Raw genomic sequence first — 16,914 nt, forward strand, 5'->3', positions numbered from 1 at the left:
TAAAATGATGAATTAAAGGTAAATAATTTATTTACCTATCACAGTTACAAACAGTTAACTGAAAAAGAGGAAATGACTTGTGTCTAAACCTTGGTTACAACAATACCCAGAAGACGTTCCAGCAGAAATTAACACCTCCCAATTCCCATCACTGATTGAATTGTTTAATCAAAGTGTTGCTAGCTATGGCGATCAAGTCGCCTTTGAAAATATGGGAAGCTCAATCACTTATCGCACTTTAGAGCAACGTTCTCGCGCTTTTGCGGCATATTTGCAGAATGATTTAGGTCTGAAAAAAGGTGACCGAGTAGCATTAATGATGCCAAATCTATTGCAATATCCGATTGCTTTATTTGGGGTGCTACGTGCGGGCATGGTGGTTGTTAATGTTAACCCTCTTTATACTCCAAGGGAATTAAAGCATCAGTTAAATGACTCCGGCGCCAAAGCCATTGTCATCGTGACAAATTTTGCTCATACCCTAGAGCAAGTCATTGAACAAACCGCGATTGAGCATGTGGTATTAACTAAGCTTGGGGATCAGCTGCCCATTGCGAAGGGGACTATCGTTAACTTTGTGGTGCGTTATATTAAAAAGATGGTACCTAAATACCGTCTTCCGTATGTGACTTCGTTTAGAAAAGCGTTGAAGCTAGGAAAATCAAAACAATTTATTCAACCTAAATTGTCCTCTTCAGATCCCGCATTTTTGCAATACACAGGTGGAACCACAGGGGTTTCGAAAGGGGCTGAACTGAGCCATGGCAATATTGTGGCTAATATTTTACAAGCCGATGGCGCCTACTCACCGTTACTTAAAGATGGTGAAGAACGCGTGGTTACGGCATTACCCCTGTACCATATTTTTGCCCTGACCGTGAATTGCTTTTTGTTTTTCAAAAAAGGCGCCAGCAATCTGTTAATCACTAATCCTCGGGATATTCCAGCCTTTATTAGCGAACTGGATAAAGCCCCATTTACCTGTTTAACTGGGGTGAATACGCTTTTTAATGCCCTGTTAAATAGCCAAAATTTTGCCGAGCTTGACTTTAGCCATTTAAAACTTTCCATTGGCGGGGGTATGGCTGTGCAGCGCCCTGTTGCTGAGCACTGGCAACAGGTGACCCAAACCCGATTGTTAGAAGGCTATGGTCTCACGGAAAGCTCGCCTCTGGTGGCTTGTTGCCCTTATAACCTTGAGGGTTATAATGGTTCTATTGGTTTGCCGGCGCCCTCCACCGATATGCGTATTATTAGTGAACAAGGCCAAGTATTAGCAGTGGGTGAAGTTGGGGAAATTCAAGCGAGGGGGCCTCAGGTGATGCAAGGTTATTGGCAGCGTCCTGATGAAACCGCCAAAGTTATCGATAGTGATGGTTGGCTATCAACCGGTGATATTGGCTATATGGATGAACAAGGGTTCTTCTATATCGTGGATCGTAAGAAGGATATGATCCTAGTCTCTGGCTTTAATGTTTTCCCAAATGAAGTTGAAGAAGTCATCGCTGGTTTGCCAGGGGTGATTGAGGTTGCAGCTGTCGGTTCCCCCCATGAAGTCAGTGGTGAGGTCGTGAAAGTGTTTGTGGTGCGCAAAGATGATACCCTAACAGAGCGAGATATTATTAAACACTGTCGTGAGAATTTAACGGGATATAAGGTCCCCAAATTGGTTGAGTTTAGGGATGAGTTACCAAAAACCAATGTCGGCAAAATTCTTCGCAGAGAATTAAGATAGTTTATTTTAGCCCGCTTCGCGGGCTAATTATTTGGAGTTTTTCTTGTTAGATTTTCTATACATTGATAGTCAAAAAGCCCTTGATGAAATGATCGCTCATTATCAAACGGCGGCGGTGTTGACCATTGACACCGAATTTGTTCGTGAACGTACCTATCATGCTGCTTTGGGGCTTATTCAGATTTATGATGGCGAAAAGTTGGCATTAATTGATCCTTGTTGTGGTCTTGATTTAACCGGCTTTTGGCAATTATTGGTCGATGAAAGCATCACTAAAGTGCTGCACAGTGGTTCTGAAGACCTAGAAATTTTTGCTCATATTGGTAACTGTCAACCGAAACCGTTATTTGATAGTCAATTTGCAGCGGCATTATTGGGCCATGGTGTGGCGATTGGTTACGCTAAATTAGTTGAACATTATCAATCCATAGAACTTGATAAGGGCGAATCCAGAACCGATTGGTTAAAACGGCCGTTAACCCAATCACAGTTAAACTACGCCGCTAACGATGTTTATTACTTGCACAGTATTTACTTTGAATTAAAGCAGCAGTTGGTCGACCAAGCTAAGGAACAGTGGGTATTGGCTGAAGGCGAGCGTGCGACTACAGATAAGCTTAAATCTTTAGATATTGAGCAAGCCTATACCAAAGTGAAAAATGCGTTTCAGCTCACCCCTAAGCAGCTTGCGGTTTTAAAGCCTCTGGCAAAATGGCGTTTAGAACAGGCCTTAGAACGTAATTTAGCATTAGGTTTTATTTTAAAAGATCATGCCTTAATTGCCCTTGCAAAGAAAAAACCGCAAAACGTTAATGAGCTTATCGCAATGAAGGAGCTTAGCGAGCAGGAAAAGCGTCGACATGCTAAGCGAATTGTAAAAATGATAAGAGACGTCGATTATCAATATTTACCTGAACCTATCGATGTTATAGCGGTTCGCTCTTGGTATAAAGCCGCATTCAAAACTTGCAAATCGGCATTAAATGAATTGGCTCAAGAACAATTATTACCAGTAGAGTTATTATCCTCTAAAAAATTAGTTCATGGCTATCTTGATTGGCTTCATAAAGGTGCCGATGAACATTCTTTACCCGTGCTGTTGCAAGGCTGGCGTGGTCAAGTCACCGCACCAACATTGAAGAATTTAAAACTTGTTTTAAATTCGTGAGCCGAATAACCAAAGGGGGTAGAGCAACTCGTCTCTTGACGCTAGTTTTGCTATAGTGCCGTCTAAATATGAAAAATAAGTTGAGAACTAAAGTGATCCAGCTGTGCTCTGTTTATAAAAGCAGTAAAAAACTTGATACCTACTTATATGTAGTCAAAAGAGATGATTTTTCAAATGTTCCATCACAGTTGATGGAACTGTTTGGGCAACCGATATTCGTGATGACTCTGCCTTTATTTAAAAGGGAGCACCTAGGAGTGGCTGATATTGAGAAAGTGCGCCAATCTTTGCTTAATGAAGGTTTCTATTTGCAGTTACCACCACCAACGGTTGATGAGCTTAAAGCCCATAAAGATCGAAAAAAAGCCCAGAATAACTAGCAAAAGCCTGCCGCTTATACCATATTAAAGTCAGCCTATTAGGCTGACTTTAATATGGGAGGACTGTTGAAAGGGCTAATTTTATTGTTATTCAGTTTCAACCTGGCCGCGACCAGTTTTGATGAATTTATTGCTAATGAACGGCAATGGTTATCCAAGCAACTTGGGCAAGCGCAGCTTCTTAACGCTGAAATTAAACCCTTAAGGGTGCTCAAAAATAAGCAGCGCGATCCAATGGATTTTAGCCATTACGTGGCACAATATTTAACGGATAAGCAAACCCAATCAGGATTAGCTTGTTTGGATGAATATCAATCCTTACTGAACCAACTCACTAAAAAGTACGCCATTCCCAAGCACATCCTATGTGCGCTTTTTGCCCTTGATCGAGCTAATAGTGAGCGGTTGGATTTTTATCCTAGTACCCCTTTTCTTGCGGCATTAGCTTGGCAGCAGCCGCAGACATATCTACAGCCCTGGAGGCAATATTTATTGGCGGCAGAAAGGTCTCCTCGAGCTTTTACACAAATTAGCCGCTCCTTACGGTTTAAGCATATCCCTATCACCCTAGATAATTTGGCACCACTGAAATATTTAGGGGATTCAAAAGAGTTGGCTACGCCCCATTACTTAACAATGTGGGCAAAGTATTTAACCGCAGTCGATTGGCAAGTTGGGATCCGTTGGGGCAGACAAGTGAAGGCGAATAATGGGGCAATTGCAAATTTAGATATCTCTAAATGGCATACATTAGCCCATTGGCGGCAGCTTGGCGTAACAAAATTTAATAATAAAGCACTTCCTAAAAGTGATTTAGAGGCTAAATTGATTATTTTGGACAAGCTCAAAGGGCGCCAATATTTAGTCTATAAAAATTATAATTTGTTAGAAAAGCTCTACAATGACCAGTATTTTGCTTTTGCTGTTGTTATACTTGGCGACCGATTGTTGTATCACCAAAGTTAGCATTTATGAGTAAAGTAAAAAAAACCACAGAGAAGTTTTGGGAACACAAAACCCTCGCTCAGATGAACCCACAAGAATGGGAAGCGTTATGTGATGGTTGTGGCAAATGTTGTCTCCACAAGGTGATCGATGACGAAACCGAAGAGCTTTACTACACCGAGGTTGGTTGTAAACTTTTAGATTGTCGCAACGGCAATTGCAGCAACTACCCGCAAAGGTTCGAATTCGTACCTGATTGCACTAAAATCACCTTAGATAATATCGACTCTCTAACTTGGCTTCCCAAAAGTTGCGCTTATGTACGAATTAATGAAGGGCGGGGCTTAGCTTCTTGGCACCCGTTAATCGCCGGTGATAAACGCAAAATGCACAAGAAACATATTTCAGTGCAAGATAAAGCCATAGATGAGCGCCAAGCGGGTGAATTACAAGATCATATTGTCATGTGGCCACTATTAGACAGATAACACATCTACATTTTCGTTGGCTAACATTTGCACCAGAGAAATTAATGGTAGGCCCACTAGCGTATTGGGGTCTTTACCTGACAATTGTTCAAACAGAGCGATTCCCAGCCCTTCACTTTTGAAGCTCCCCGCACAGTTTAAAGGTTGCTCCTGTTCCACATAATAGTGAATTTGCGCTAAGTTTAGGTGCCTAAACTGTACCTCAAATGGTTCGCAAATTATTTGCTCATGAGCGGTGACACTATTGAGTAAACATAGCCCAGTGTAGAAGGTGACTGTTTTACCTGAACAAAATTGTAATTGTTTGATGGCGTTGGCGTTGCTGCCGGGTTTGCCTAATATTTTACCGTCACAAAAGGCGACTTGATCTGAACCTATGATCAGGCCTTGGTGCTGTTGTGCGACCGCTTTAGCTTTAGCGAGTGCTAATCTTTGCACTAATTGCTGTGGAGTTTCATCTGCTAATGGACTCTCATCAATGTGCGGTCCTTCACAATTGAAAGAAATGTTTAATTTGTTTAAAAGTTGTGCGCGGTAACTTGAGGTAGAGGCTAAGATTACATTCATAGTATTTATGATGAGTTTGCAATTATTGAAATTAATGCCATATTAGCATCTTGTTGAACATTTTGCTGAAGACTCTGTTTGTTGCTTTTATAGTCACAAGTGGCTGATTTAGGTTGAATTGTGAGCATTGTTTGATTAATAAAAAGCAGTTGTGAACCTTTGTCGCTTTATTCTGAGAAAGTACTATACCTAGTCTCAGACTAAGGCTAAAATACGCAACGGCTAGGGGTGGTTTTTAATTACCATTTTTTTGTCAGAAATTTTTAAGGAGATTAACTAGGAACTTGACAATTTTAAGTTCTAGGTTAATATGCGCGCCTTATGCAAGAAACTAAGATACCGGTTACCATCGACCCTGTTCGAGCTGCCCAAAAGTTATCTACCTATAATGGGATAATCCCAGGTAGGCAACTCAAGCGTTTGAATGGTGTTTGTGCCGGCGACTGTTCCGAAGTGAAGGTGTCTTTAGAAAGCGGCGTTGATATTCAAGGGATAGTCTACCTCAAGGGGAAGGCTGTGACGGAGCTCACTTTGGATTGCCAACGTTGTATGACACCGTTTAACACAGAGGTGACGGTCGAGTTCTGTTTTACACCAATTGGTGATGAAACAGAAATCGATGAGCTCCCACAGGCGTACGAGCCTATTGAGACCAGCGAGTATGGCGAAATTCGTCTACACGATTTGATCGAAGATGAGCTAATTATTGCGGTGCCATTGATCCCTGTCCATAATGATGGTCAGTGTAATCAAGGTTCGCAAGACGTTAGTTTTGGCAAGATTGAAGAGGTTGAAGAGGAACGTCCAAATCCGTTCGCCGTGTTAGAAAAACTGAAGAACAAGTAAGTAGGAGATAAACCAATGGCAGTTCAAAAAAGCCGTAAGACTCGTTCACGTCGTGGCATGCGTCGTTCACATGATGCTTTAACCACAGCACAACTATCTGTAGACGTACAGACTGGTGAAACTCACCTTCGTCACCACGTGACTGCAGACGGTTTCTACCGTGGTCAAAAGGTTATCAACAAGTAAGTTGGTAGTCCGATGACTCATCTGACGCTTGCGTTAGATACTATGGGGGGCGATTACGGCCCCCATAATATAGTGCCTGCCCTAGTGCAGGCACTTGAACATTTTACGTCCGTAGATTTCATTCTAGTGGGCGACAAACAACTCCTTTCTTCGCTACTCAGACGACATCGAATTTTTTCCCACAAAAGAATTACTATTACGCATACTGATCAAGTCGTGAGTATGACTGATAAGCCAAGCTTTGCTCTTCGTCATCGCAAAAACTCTTCAATGCGAGTCGCATTAGAATTGGTTAAATCTGGGCAAGCCGATGCATGTGTCAGTTCCGGTAATACCGGGGCATTAATGGCAATGGCTAAAGTTATTTTAAAAACCCTACCTGGTATCGAACGTCCTGCATTGATCAGTGGTCTGCCAACTATTGCAGATAAACCCGTTTATATGTTGGATCTTGGCGCCAATGTCAATTGTTCAGCAACTATGTTGTTCCAATTTGGCGTGATGGGGTCTGTGTTAGCCGAAGTCGCAGAACAACGACCCGCGCCTAAAGTGGCGTTGCTGAATATTGGCAGCGAAGAAATAAAAGGCAACGAGCCGGTCCAGCAAGCCGCCAAATTATTGAAACAAGCTTCGCACATCAATTATGTGGGCTTTATTGAAGGGGATGACATCTTCCGTGGTGAGCATGATGTGATCGTTTGTGATGGCTTTGTTGGTAACACAACCTTGAAAGCGTCTGAGGGCGTGGCTCGATTGTTGACCAATCATTTGCAAACCACGGCTAAATCATCATGGTTTTTTAAAATGTTAACCTCACTGATGCGACCAGTACTGACTTCAGCATTGAAAAAGATGAACCCCGACCACTATAACGGCGCGAGTCTGTTAGGATTGCGCGGCGTGGTAGTAAAGAGCCACGGTGGTGCAGATGAAAAAGCTTTCTATCAGGCTATTGCTCACGCCGTAATCGAGGCCGAGCGCAAGTTACCGGACCTAATATGTCATAGGGTTCAGTCGTTACTCGCAACAAAAGAACATAAAAGTGATTAATACAAAAATTTTAGGAACAGGAAGCTATCTGCCACAGCAGGTACGTTCCAACAGTGATTTAGAAAAAATTGTTGATACCAGCGATCAGTGGATTGTAGAAAGAACAGGTATCTCAGAGCGTCGTATTGCGGCCGCTAATGAAACTGTTGCTACTATGGGATTAGAGGCGGCTAAAAATGCCATTGATATGGCTGGGATCACCGCTGCGGATCTTGATTTAATCGTGGTAGGTACCACTACCTCAGAAAATGCATTTCCAGCCAGTGCTTGCGAAATTCAGGCAGCGTTAGGCGCTAGCCAAATACCGGCGTTTGATGTCAGTGCCGCCTGTTCGGGTTTTATCTACGCTTTGGCAATTGCTGACAATTTTATTAAAGCAGGCTCGAGTAAAATTGCATTAGTCATTGGCGTCGACATTATTAGCCGACTGTGCAATGAGCAAGACCGTTCAACGGTTATCTTATTTGGTGATGGTGCAGGAGCGGCGATCATCGCCATCAGTGATGAGCCGGGTATCATCTCCACTCATTTATACGCCGACGGTCAGCAGGCTGACTTACTTAAATGTGAAATGCCAAAACGTCGTATTGATGAACAAACCGGTAATGATTACATTCAGATGCAGGGTAACGAGGTCTTCAAAGTGGCGGTTACCCAGTTAGCTCAGGTGGTTAAAGAAACTCTTGAGCATAACGCCCTAGAGAAAACAGATATTGATTGGCTGGTTCCCCATCAAGCCAATTTAAGAATTATTAAAGCAACGGCTAAAAAGTTAAATATGGACTTGAATCAAGTCGTTTTAACGTTGCATAAACATGGTAATACTTCGGCAGCTTCCGTTCCAATTGCTTTGGATGAAGCCGTTCGTGACGGACGCATCAAGCGTGGTCAAATGTTACTACTAGAAGCATTTGGTGCAGGCTTTGCGTGGGGCAGTGCCCTAGTAAGATTTTAGAAGGAATAAAAAATGACACAAGCTTTTGTTTTTCCTGGTCAAGGCTCTCAAGCTGTAGGTATGATGCAAGACATCATCACTGGCCATCAAGTGGCTAAAGATACCTTTGCTGAGGCCAGTGAGGCCCTAGGTTATGATTTAACCGCTCTGGTTCTAGACGGTCCAGCAGAAGACTTAAACGAAACCCATCGTACCCAGCCTGCTTTATTAGCAGCCTCTGTGGCTATGTACCGTACCTATCTTGCCCAAGGCGGTAAAGTACCAGCGCTAATGGCCGGCCATTCTTTAGGTGAGTACTCGGCCTTGGTATGTGCTGGTGTGATCGATTTTAAAGCAGCAATTAAACTGGTTGAGCTTCGTGGTCAACTTATGCAAAAAGCGGTACCAGCAGGGACTGGTGCGATGTACGCTATTATTGGTCTAGAAGACGATGCTATCGCTCAGGCTTGTGAGCAAGCCGCTCAAGGTCAAGTGGTTAGCCCTGTTAACTTTAACTCTCCAGGACAAGTCGTTATTGCTGGTGAAAAAGACGCTGTAGAACGTGCAGGTGCACTGTGTAAAGAAGCCGGTGCTAAGCGAGCACTGCCTCTACCCGTTAGCGTACCTTCCCACTGTGCGTTAATGAAGCCTGCGGCAGATGAACTTGCTAAAGCACTTGAATCAATTGAGTTTAATGCCCCTGCAGTAAACGTAATTAACAACGTTGATGTGGCGGCTGCAACCGTGGCTAGCGACATCAAAGATGCATTAATTCGTCAGCTTTACAGCCCAGTTCGTTGGACTGAATCGGTTAACACCATGGCTGCGCAAGGCATCGAGCAATTAGTAGAATGTGGTCCAGGTAAGGTACTTGCTGGTCTGACTAAAAGAATTAATAAATCGCTTTCAGCAGCTTCGTTAAACGACCAAGCTTCCCTTGAAAGCCTAATTTAATAAAGGAACACACATGAGTGTTAGTTTTGATTTGAGCGGCAAAGTCGCTCTAGTTACTGGTGCAAGCCGTGGTATTGGTCGCACTATTGCAGAAACTCTTGTCGCTGCTGGCGCTACCGTTATTGGTACGGCAACGTCTGAGCGCGGTGCAGAGGCAATTGATGCTTATCTAGGTGACAACGGTTTTGGTATGGTATTAAACGTAACCGACACTGATTCAATTGAAGCTTTGTTTGCTAACATCAAAGAAAAGACCACTGGTGTTGATATTCTAGTAAACAATGCTGGTATCACCCGTGACAATCTAATGATGCGTATGAAAGACGATGAGTGGGAGAGTATTATTGATACTAACCTGACTTCAGTTTTCAAACTGACCAAGCAAGTATTGCGTGGCATGATGAAAAAACGTCAAGGTCGAATCATTAACATTGGCTCAGTAATCGGTACCATGGGCAACGCTGGCCAAGCCAACTATGGTGCGGCTAAAGCAGGTGTGATCGGTTTCTCTAAGTCACTGGCTCGTGAAGTGGCTTCACGTAATGTAACGGTTAACACCATTGCTCCTGGTTTTATCCAAACCGATATGACCGACGAGCTGACAGATGAGCAAAAAGCAGGTATCTTATCTGGCGTTCCAATGGATCGTTTAGGCCAACCAGCTGATATTGCAAACACTGTTTTATTCTTATCATCAGACCTTGCTGGCTATATTACGGGTGAAACAATCCACGTAAATGGCGGCATGTACATGGTATAAACAACTAAATTTTTTATTTGTAATTCACTGCCGAAAAAGGTAAGTTTTTGTGGTTAGACCACGATAATCTTTGCTTGCATTGTCGGTGAAATTCAATAAACTACACGCATCCTACGCAAAAGCGTAAAAATAAATGGGAAAATAAAAAAATGAGCAACATTGAAGAACGCGTAATCAAAATCATCGTTGAACAACTAGGTGTTAAAGAAGAAGAAGTGAAGCATGAAGCTTCTTTCGTAGATGACCTAGGCGCTGATTCTCTAGACACAGTTGAGCTAGTAATGGCTCTAGAAGAAGAGTTTGACACTGAGATCCCAGACGAAGAAGCTGAGAAGATCACTACAGTTCAAGCTGCTATCGACTACGTTACTGCTAATCAGTAATAGCGAGCAAAATTATTTAAAACAGGTGGCTTAGGCCGCCTGTTTTTGTTTTTACTATTTGGAGAGAAATATGTCTAAACGTCGTATTGTAGTAACAGGCTTAGGTGCCATTACTCCTGTTGGCAATGACATACAAAGCACATGGGATGCGCTATTAGCAGGCACTAGTGGTGTGACGGAAATTACTGAGTTCGACGCCAGTGAATTTTCTACTCGTTTTAGCGCAACCGTCAAAGACTTTGATGTCGAGCAATATATATCTAAAAAAGATGCCCGTAAAATGGACCGTTTTGTACAGTTTGGTATGGCTGCAGCCATTCAAGCGGTAGAGGACGCAGGTATTGATATGGCCAGTCTTGATCCCTCTCGAGTGGGGACTGCGATTGGTTCAGGTATTGGTGGCTTAGGTTCGATTGAAACCAATCATCTTGCTCTGCAAAATAGTGGTCCACGCCGTATTTCTCCTTTCTTTATTCCTAGTGCCATTATCAATATGATTGCGGGTCATGTATCGATTAAATATGGTATGACAGGTCCTAACTTTGCAGTGACTACCGCTTGTACTACAGGGGTACACAACATTGGTTTTGCGGCCCGGACGATTGCTTATGGCGATGCCGATATCATGGTCGCCGGCGGCGCTGAGTCGGTTAATACCCCAATGGGCATTGGTGGTTTTGCCGCAGCAAAGGCGTTATCAACTCGTAATGATGAGCCACAAAAAGCCAGCCGTCCATGGGATAAAGACCGTGATGGTTTTGTCATGGGTGAGGGTGCCGGAATGATGATTTTAGAAGAATACGAGCATGCGAAGGCCCGTGGCGCAAAAATTTATGCTGAGTTAGTGGGTTTCGGAATGAGCGGCGATGCCTTTCATATGACCTCACCACCCAAAGACGGTGCGGGCGCGGCTTTAGCAATGGAAAATGCCATCAAAGATGCCGCAATCGAAAAATCATTAGTAGGTTATATTAATGCCCATGGTACGTCGACCCCAGCAGGTGATGTCGCTGAAGCCCAAGCAGTGAAAACAGTATTTGGTGACCATGCTTATAACTTACTGGTAAGCTCAACCAAATCGATGACCGGTCATTTATTGGGCGCTGCGGGCTCTGTTGAAGCAATTTTTACGATTTTATCGATAAAAGATGGTAAAGTACCGCCGACCATAAATCTGGATAACCCAGATGAAGGATGTGATTTGGATTTCGTCGCCAACACGGCAAAGGAAAGAGAGATTGATTACGCACTATGTAACTCTTTCGGTTTTGGTGGCACGAATGGATCATTGCTGTTTGCTAAATGCAAATGATCCCTTAAAGGTGTTGACTGACACCTAGGTTGTTTAAGGATAAAAGATGAATAATAAACGTGAATTAACCCTTCGATTTTTAGCTGAACCAGGTGATGTGAACTTTGGTGGTAAAGTTCACGGCGGTGCCGTGATGAAATGGATTGATTTGGCGGCCTATGCTTGTGCATCTGGTTGGTCTAGTAGTTACTGTGTTACCGCCTATGTGGGTGGCATCCAATTCCAAGCCCCACTATTTATTGGTAACTTGGTAGAAGTTGAAGCGAGAGTAATTTACACCGGCAAAACATCCATGCACTTAGCTATTGATGTGATCGGTTGTGATCCTAAACAATGTCATAGGGTAACCACCTCATCTTGTATCATCGTTATGGTTGCGGTTGGTGAAGATGGTAAGCCAGTTGAAGTCCCCCACTGGGAACCAATTACCGCCAAAGATAAGCGTCTTGAAGATATGGCTAAAAAGCTTATGGAAATGCGTAAGCATATGCAAGATGAGCTTAAAGGCGCAGCAGAAGCCTAAGAAAAAGGCGCTGAAATCAGCGCCTTTTTTGTATTTTGAATACGGCTATAAGACCAAATGCTCTAATTCGATTTCAGTCACGCTATGCAACGCATCAAGGGAGTTATTCGCCAACGATAACTTTCCATCACTCGACTCTACTAATACGGCACGCTGAATATCACCACAATCATAACCGCTGCGGTTTAACGCTGATAAGGCTACATGCATGGGCATTAGGCTTGGATTATAAGCCGCGTTCTCTGCCACTCTACCGGTAAAAATACGTTGATCGACCATTTCTAGGGCGACACCAGCATAATTGCCGCTGTATGGGGCATAGCTGTTGTTGGCGGCATCAATTGCACTGATCACTAAAGGATCTTCGCTATCATAGTGTAAATCCACAGCCTTGCTATTAAGCAGTTGCTCGGTTTTACCTAGATCCTTAGGTGAGAAACCATAAGGTAAATATTGCTTTAGCGGTGCAATTTCGCGCTTAGGTAGGATGATGAGGGTTTCAGCGCCTTCAAAGGTTTCATTAATAAACTGACGACAATGGCCACAGGGGCTGTAATTGATCGCAATTTTCACTAGCTTTTTTGCCCCACGCAGCCAAGCGTGGCTGATGGCTGACTGCTCAGCATGAACACTATGATTAAGGGGTAATTGAGCCAGCTCAAGATTGGCGCCCATATATAAATTGCCTTCATCACAAAGGGCAATGGCCCCCACCTCAAAACCGCTGATCCTAGGTTGAGAGAAACTGGTGGCAATTGGCAACAATGCAAGCATTAGCTTATCGATAGTTAAATGATGGGTGAGCAATAGCTGTTGCACTTTTCTTTGCTCGATAAAACCTTCAAAGTTGTCATCGAGCAGAGGAATAAGGCTAGCATGCAGCAGGCTGTCTACTTGAGAAAGTGCGGGTTGGAAACGCATGTCATTTACCATTATAAAGATTGTAAATAAGAATATAGTTGCTTTAATAATCCAAGTTTATGTGGATTATTCATATTTTGCTCAACTAAGTTCTCTAAATTATAGAGGTAATCAGGATCATTGAGACGTTGTTCACAATGTTGACGCCACTTAAAAAGCTCGTTTTCAGAAAGACACTGGGGATAATTGCGAGCTTTATAACGAAAAAATAGTTCATGGTATTTAGCATCGTCGAATTGTGGGGTTAGTGCGGCAAGTTGCTCAACCTGAGTACGACGGATCATTTCCATTTGTGCTTTATCACTGTGGGACGGGAAGCCATTATATAATTGGGCATCAACATCAGCTGTCGCTGTAAAAGGAGCTTCACAATCATAAGCGGCGCTAATTTTCTCGCGAAGTTGTATTGCTTGCTTTAGCTTTTGGTATTGCACTCGGGCAAAAGCCTTATCAATCTGTAAGCGCGCGGCTATCTCATCGGTTAAGGATTTAGCTGTGGTGATAAACGGGCATTTGTTTAGGTGTAAAAGCTTTAACGGCACCGGTGCTAAGTCTTGTTGTTGCAGTTCTTTATGCGGAGTATACAAACGCTCAATAATTTGTTCAGGGGTAAGTTCTAATAGCGGTGTGATGTCTTTACACAAGTCCACCAAAACGATGGCATTGTTGTTAGTTGGGTGATAACAAATCGGCACCACCAAAGAAGCACAACCATGTTTAGGGCTAAATTTCGAGCTGATATGTAATAACGGCTTTAAGTTAATGACATCGATTTGCTTTGCGACTGCCTGCTTACGTCGTAAATTAAACGCATAATCGTAGAGCTTAGGCTGCTGTTGTTTTATTAACTTTGCCAACGCAATGGTGGCTTCGACGTCACTTAATGCGTCATGGGCATTAGTATGACCGATGCCATTGGCTGCAGTGAGCAGCTCTAAACGAAAAGAGACATGACCTTTGTCATTGATGGGCCATTCAATCCCTTCAGGTCTGAGGGCATAACAGGCTCTAACCAAATCAATAATGTCCCAACGGGAATTGTTATTAGAGTATTCCCTTTGGTATGGATCGAAAAAATTACGATATAGGCTGTAACGGGTCACTTCATCATCGAATCGAATCGAATTATAACCAACCACACAGGTTTCTGGCTCACTCATATAGCCATTAATACGCGCCATAAATTCAGCTTCGATATAGCCTTTTTCATTGGCTTTTTGTGGACTGATCCCGGTCACTAACATGGCCTCGGGTTTCGGTAAATAATCAGGGCTTAGTCGACAAAAATCATCAATCGCACGTCCCACAGGGTTTAACTCTAAATCGGTACGGATGGCGGCAAACTGGGCGGGTCTGTCTGTGCTTGGGCTGACACCCCAAGTTTCATAATCGTGCCAAAGTAAGGTTGGCTGGGAAGTGGTCATGATGCTTATCCGAGTTTATGTTATTGATATAACGAGATACTAACAGCTTTAGAGATAAGTTGTTAGCACCTGCTTAGGCGTCAAAAATAACTGCTGAAAATAAAAACAACTAATGGCTATACTTAACCAATAATAGCAATTCAGGACAGCCTACCGAATATGAATATAACATTTCTTGGTGGCACTCAAACAGTGACAGGTTCAAAATACTTGGTTGAAACTCAATCCACTAAAATCCTGATAGATTGTGGCTTGTTTCAAGGCTATAAGTGGCTGCGACAGCGTAACCGAGAACCATTGCCATTAGATATTGCCACTATTGATGCGATTATCTTAACTCATGCTCATTTAGATCACTCTGGTTACATTCCTGCGTTTTATAAAAAAGGCTATCGTGGTCCAGTGTATACTCATCCGGGCAGCTTGGCGTTGTGTGAGATTTTGTTACCTGACAGTGGTCACATTCAAGAAGAAGACGCCAAATTTTATAAAAAACATCAAATCGGCAAACATGACTCTCCCGAACCCCTATACGATGAACAGACTGCTAAAGAATGCTTAAGCCTATTTCATGAGGTGGATTTTGAACAGCCATTTAAGGTGGGTGATGTAGAAATTAAATTGCAAAGTGCTGGGCATATTTTAGGCGCATCCAGTGTCATTATTAAGGCCCAAGGAAAAGTCATTGGCTTTTCAGGTGATGTTGGCCGCCCTGATGACATTGTTATGCATCCCCCAAGTAAACTTCCTAAATTGGACTTATTATTATTAGAGTCGACTTATGGCGATAGGCTTCATAGTCGTGAAGATCCATATCATCAACTGGCGAAGGTCGTTAATGACACAGCCCATAAAGGAGGGGTGTTACTCATCCCGAGTTTTTGTGTAGGCCGTGCACAAACGTTGCAATACATGCTGGCAAGACTCATTGTCGATCACAAAATTCCTAAATTACCCATTTATATCGACAGTCCAATGGCTATTAAGGTGTCAGATATCTATTGCCGTCATCGTCAGCAGCACAAACTCAATACACAACAATGCCAATTAATGGAAGCGATGAATACTTATGTTAAATCAGTCGAGGACTCAAAGGCCTTAGCCGGTATTCGTGTGCCCCACATTATTATTGCCGGCAGTGGTATGGCAACCGGTGGACGTATATTGCATCACATGAAGCATCTACTCAGTGACCATAGAACGACGTTGTTATTTAGTGGTTATCAAGCTGGGGGAACCAGAGGTGCAAAACTAATAAGGGGCGAGGCGACTGTAAAAATTCACGGCGATTGGATCCCCGTTAAGGCTAAAGTGGATATGATTGAGGGGCTTTCTGCCCATGGTGATCATCAGGATATTTTAAATTGGTTAATGGAGTCAGATTTAGATAAAAACACCCCCATCATTTTGGTTCATGGAGAAGAGCCGGCCTTAGAAAGCTTTCGTGACTATTTAAATCAACATAGCCCATTTCAAGCCTCTGTGGCGACTTATAAAAGTATCCTACGGCTTTGATGTAGATCAAATGGCTGTTTAATTTTTGTACGCTGGTGACGGTATTCGTTTATGGTTAACAAGGATACAAGGATAAGGAGCGATCATGAAACATCTTATTAATAGTTTGTTATTGCTAATCTCTGCTGTTTTAGTGGGCTGCGACAGTGGTCCTAATGCTTCGCCGAGAGGTTTTAGTCTGCCACAGGGAGATGTTGAACAAGGCCGGTTGGTATTACATAAGTATCAATGTTTATCTTGCCATGTGATCAAGGGTGAAGTTCCCCAAGATGATGTGGTTAAAAATACAGATTATGTGGTACAAATTGGCGGTAAAACCGCACGTCAGAAAACCTATGCCGATCTCCTTACCTCGGTCATCAATCCATCTCATAAAGTGACTGCGGGTTATGGCAAATACGATAAGCAACAAAGAGGTATGGTCTCAGATATGCGTATCTACAACGATTTAATGACTGTGACAGAACTGGTTGATTTGGTGACTTATCTTGAAACCCATTATGAACTTATGCATTACCAGAGAACTGTCTACAGCAACTATGGTTATTGATAGCACCCCTTGAACCATTAATCGTTTGCTGAGTTCTGATAAAGCGGCGCACTTAAGCGCTGCTTTTTTATGCATTAAAGGTAAATGTGTTAGATTAGGGCGCATAACCGTGTTAATGGCAATCGTATTACAATGATAAACGCTTTTTTATTGATCCTTGTTGTAATTGTACTGGCAACTTTTTTGGGCTGGTTGCCAATATTAACAGTGTATCTTGGGTCTTTGCCCTTAATTAATTTATTGATTTATGTAGTAGCCTGTCTTTGGTGGTAT

General features: G+C 42.9%; 19 protein-coding genes. 16 read left to right on the forward strand and 3 right to left on the reverse strand.

The features are described 5' to 3' along the window. The first annotated feature begins 79 nt into the window (after positions 1-79). The 5 genes from fadD (at position 80) to GFB48_RS03465 (ending at position 4,716) form a co-directional block, all read left to right on the forward strand. Positions 80-1,735, forward strand: a complete 1,656-nt coding sequence (fadD, locus tag GFB48_RS03445; RefSeq protein WP_163931180.1) for a long-chain-fatty-acid--CoA ligase FadD — start codon at positions 80-82, stop codon at positions 1,733-1,735. 43 nt (positions 1,736-1,778) lie between these two features. Continuing rightward, positions 1,779-2,903: a ribonuclease D gene (rnd, locus tag GFB48_RS03450; RefSeq protein ID WP_163931182.1), complete on the forward strand. Its 1,125-nt coding sequence runs from the start codon at positions 1,779-1,781 to the stop codon at positions 2,901-2,903. A 68-nt stretch (positions 2,904-2,971) separates the two neighbouring features. Further along, a complete protein-coding gene (locus GFB48_RS03455; protein ID WP_163931184.1) occupies positions 2,972-3,283 on the forward strand; it encodes a YcgL domain-containing protein in 312 nt (103 codons plus the stop codon). A gap of 66 nt (positions 3,284-3,349) precedes the next feature. Continuing rightward, entirely contained in the window at positions 3,350-4,249 is a 900-nt protein-coding gene (locus GFB48_RS03460) for a lytic murein transglycosylase (RefSeq protein WP_163931186.1), read from the forward strand. Between the two features lie 5 nt (positions 4,250-4,254). Next, positions 4,255-4,716, forward strand: a complete 462-nt coding sequence (locus GFB48_RS03465) for a YcgN family cysteine cluster protein (protein WP_163931188.1) — start codon at positions 4,255-4,257, stop codon at positions 4,714-4,716. Here the strand turns inward: GFB48_RS03465 and GFB48_RS03470 are convergent. Continuing rightward, positions 4,705-5,283, reverse strand: a complete 579-nt coding sequence (locus GFB48_RS03470; protein WP_163931191.1) for a nucleoside triphosphate pyrophosphatase — start codon at positions 5,281-5,283, stop codon at positions 4,705-4,707. The two genes, GFB48_RS03465 and GFB48_RS03470, sit on opposite strands and share 12 nt — an antisense overlap. A gap of 321 nt (positions 5,284-5,604) precedes the next feature. On the opposite strand from GFB48_RS03470, the gene yceD reads away from it, so the two are divergent. The 9 genes from yceD to GFB48_RS03515 all read left to right on the forward strand — a co-directional run bounded on the left by yceD (position 5,605) and on the right by GFB48_RS03515 (position 12,231). After that, positions 5,605-6,129, forward strand: a complete 525-nt coding sequence (yceD, locus tag GFB48_RS03475) for a 23S rRNA accumulation protein YceD (protein ID WP_163931193.1) — start codon at positions 5,605-5,607, stop codon at positions 6,127-6,129. Between the two features lie 15 nt (positions 6,130-6,144). Further along, positions 6,145-6,315: a 50S ribosomal protein L32 gene (rpmF, locus tag GFB48_RS03480; protein ID WP_163931195.1), complete on the forward strand. Its 171-nt coding sequence runs from the start codon at positions 6,145-6,147 to the stop codon at positions 6,313-6,315. Between the two features lie 12 nt (positions 6,316-6,327). Beyond that, positions 6,328-7,365, forward strand: coding sequence for a phosphate acyltransferase PlsX (plsX, locus tag GFB48_RS03485; protein ID WP_163931197.1), 1,038 nt, complete (start codon positions 6,328-6,330; stop codon positions 7,363-7,365). Continuing rightward, a complete protein-coding gene (locus tag GFB48_RS03490) occupies positions 7,361-8,320 on the forward strand; it encodes a beta-ketoacyl-ACP synthase III (RefSeq protein ID WP_163931474.1) in 960 nt (319 codons plus the stop codon). Before plsX ends, GFB48_RS03490 begins: the two co-directional genes overlap by 5 nt. Before the next feature lie 12 nt (positions 8,321-8,332). After that, positions 8,333-9,253 (forward strand): ACP S-malonyltransferase, encoded by a 921-nt coding sequence (gene fabD, locus GFB48_RS03495; RefSeq protein WP_163931199.1) that lies wholly within the window; start codon positions 8,333-8,335, stop codon positions 9,251-9,253. A 13-nt stretch (positions 9,254-9,266) separates the two neighbouring features. Continuing rightward, positions 9,267-10,013: a 3-oxoacyl-ACP reductase FabG gene (fabG, locus tag GFB48_RS03500; protein ID WP_163931201.1), complete on the forward strand. Its 747-nt coding sequence runs from the start codon at positions 9,267-9,269 to the stop codon at positions 10,011-10,013. A gap of 149 nt (positions 10,014-10,162) precedes the next feature. Further along, positions 10,163-10,396: an acyl carrier protein gene (gene acpP, locus GFB48_RS03505; protein ID WP_163931203.1), complete on the forward strand. Its 234-nt coding sequence runs from the start codon at positions 10,163-10,165 to the stop codon at positions 10,394-10,396. Between the two features lie 70 nt (positions 10,397-10,466). Then, positions 10,467-11,708 (forward strand): beta-ketoacyl-ACP synthase II, encoded by a 1,242-nt coding sequence (gene fabF / locus GFB48_RS03510; protein WP_163931206.1) that lies wholly within the window; start codon positions 10,467-10,469, stop codon positions 11,706-11,708. A 46-nt stretch (positions 11,709-11,754) separates the two neighbouring features. Continuing rightward, positions 11,755-12,231: an acyl-CoA thioesterase gene (locus GFB48_RS03515; protein WP_163931209.1), complete on the forward strand. Its 477-nt coding sequence runs from the start codon at positions 11,755-11,757 to the stop codon at positions 12,229-12,231. 45 nt (positions 12,232-12,276) lie between these two features. Here the strand turns inward: GFB48_RS03515 and cdd are convergent, their stop codons facing one another. Both cdd and sbcB read right to left on the reverse strand, forming a co-directional pair. Continuing rightward, positions 12,277-13,152, reverse strand: coding sequence for a cytidine deaminase (gene cdd, locus GFB48_RS03520; RefSeq protein WP_240464821.1), 876 nt, complete (start codon positions 13,150-13,152; stop codon positions 12,277-12,279). Between the two features lie 11 nt (positions 13,153-13,163). Next, positions 13,164-14,576 (reverse strand): exodeoxyribonuclease I, encoded by a 1,413-nt coding sequence (gene sbcB, locus GFB48_RS03525; RefSeq protein WP_163931215.1) that lies wholly within the window; start codon positions 14,574-14,576, stop codon positions 13,164-13,166. A gap of 159 nt (positions 14,577-14,735) precedes the next feature. Between sbcB and GFB48_RS03530 the strand changes: the two genes are divergently transcribed. Both GFB48_RS03530 and GFB48_RS03535 read left to right on the forward strand, forming a co-directional pair. Beyond that, a complete protein-coding gene (locus tag GFB48_RS03530; RefSeq protein WP_163931218.1) occupies positions 14,736-16,091 on the forward strand; it encodes an MBL fold metallo-hydrolase RNA specificity domain-containing protein in 1,356 nt (451 codons plus the stop codon). Between the two features lie 85 nt (positions 16,092-16,176). Beyond that, positions 16,177-16,641 (forward strand): cytochrome C, encoded by a 465-nt coding sequence (locus GFB48_RS03535; protein ID WP_163931220.1) that lies wholly within the window; start codon positions 16,177-16,179, stop codon positions 16,639-16,641. Positions 16,642-16,914 lie beyond the last annotated feature (273 nt).

Source organism: Paraferrimonas sp. SM1919, assembly GCF_010993985.1.
Lineage (GTDB): Bacteria > Pseudomonadota > Gammaproteobacteria > Enterobacterales > Shewanellaceae > SM1919.

Bases quoted from the DNA above. Each gene is read 5' to 3' on its own strand.
- plsX (WP_163931197.1), top strand. From the start codon at position 6,328: ATGACTCATCTGACGCTTGCGTTAGATACTATGGGGGGCGATTACGGC.
- fabD (WP_163931199.1), top strand. From the start codon at position 8,333: ATGACACAAGCTTTTGTTTTTCCTGGTCAAGGCTCTCAAGCTGTAGGT.
- GFB48_RS03515 (WP_163931209.1), top strand. From the start codon at position 11,755: ATGAATAATAAACGTGAATTAACCCTTCGATTTTTAGCTGAACCAGGT.
- rpmF (WP_163931195.1), top strand. From the start codon at position 6,145: ATGGCAGTTCAAAAAAGCCGTAAGACTCGTTCACGTCGTGGCATGCGT.
- GFB48_RS03465 (WP_163931188.1), top strand. From the start codon at position 4,255: ATGAGTAAAGTAAAAAAAACCACAGAGAAGTTTTGGGAACACAAAACC.
- GFB48_RS03535 (WP_163931220.1), top strand. From the start codon at position 16,177: ATGAAACATCTTATTAATAGTTTGTTATTGCTAATCTCTGCTGTTTTA.
- fabF (WP_163931206.1), top strand. From the start codon at position 10,467: ATGTCTAAACGTCGTATTGTAGTAACAGGCTTAGGTGCCATTACTCCT.
- GFB48_RS03530 (WP_163931218.1), top strand. From the start codon at position 14,736: ATGAATATAACATTTCTTGGTGGCACTCAAACAGTGACAGGTTCAAAA.
- cdd (WP_240464821.1), bottom strand. From the start codon at position 13,152: ATGCGTTTCCAACCCGCACTTTCTCAAGTAGACAGCCTGCTGCATGCT.
- yceD (WP_163931193.1), top strand. From the start codon at position 5,605: ATGCAAGAAACTAAGATACCGGTTACCATCGACCCTGTTCGAGCTGCC.
- GFB48_RS03470 (WP_163931191.1), bottom strand. From the start codon at position 5,283: ATGAATGTAATCTTAGCCTCTACCTCAAGTTACCGCGCACAACTTTTA.
- sbcB (WP_163931215.1), bottom strand. From the start codon at position 14,576: ATGACCACTTCCCAGCCAACCTTACTTTGGCACGATTATGAAACTTGG.
- acpP (WP_163931203.1), top strand. From the start codon at position 10,163: ATGAGCAACATTGAAGAACGCGTAATCAAAATCATCGTTGAACAACTA.
- GFB48_RS03455 (WP_163931184.1), top strand. From the start codon at position 2,972: ATGAAAAATAAGTTGAGAACTAAAGTGATCCAGCTGTGCTCTGTTTAT.
- fabG (WP_163931201.1), top strand. From the start codon at position 9,267: ATGAGTGTTAGTTTTGATTTGAGCGGCAAAGTCGCTCTAGTTACTGGT.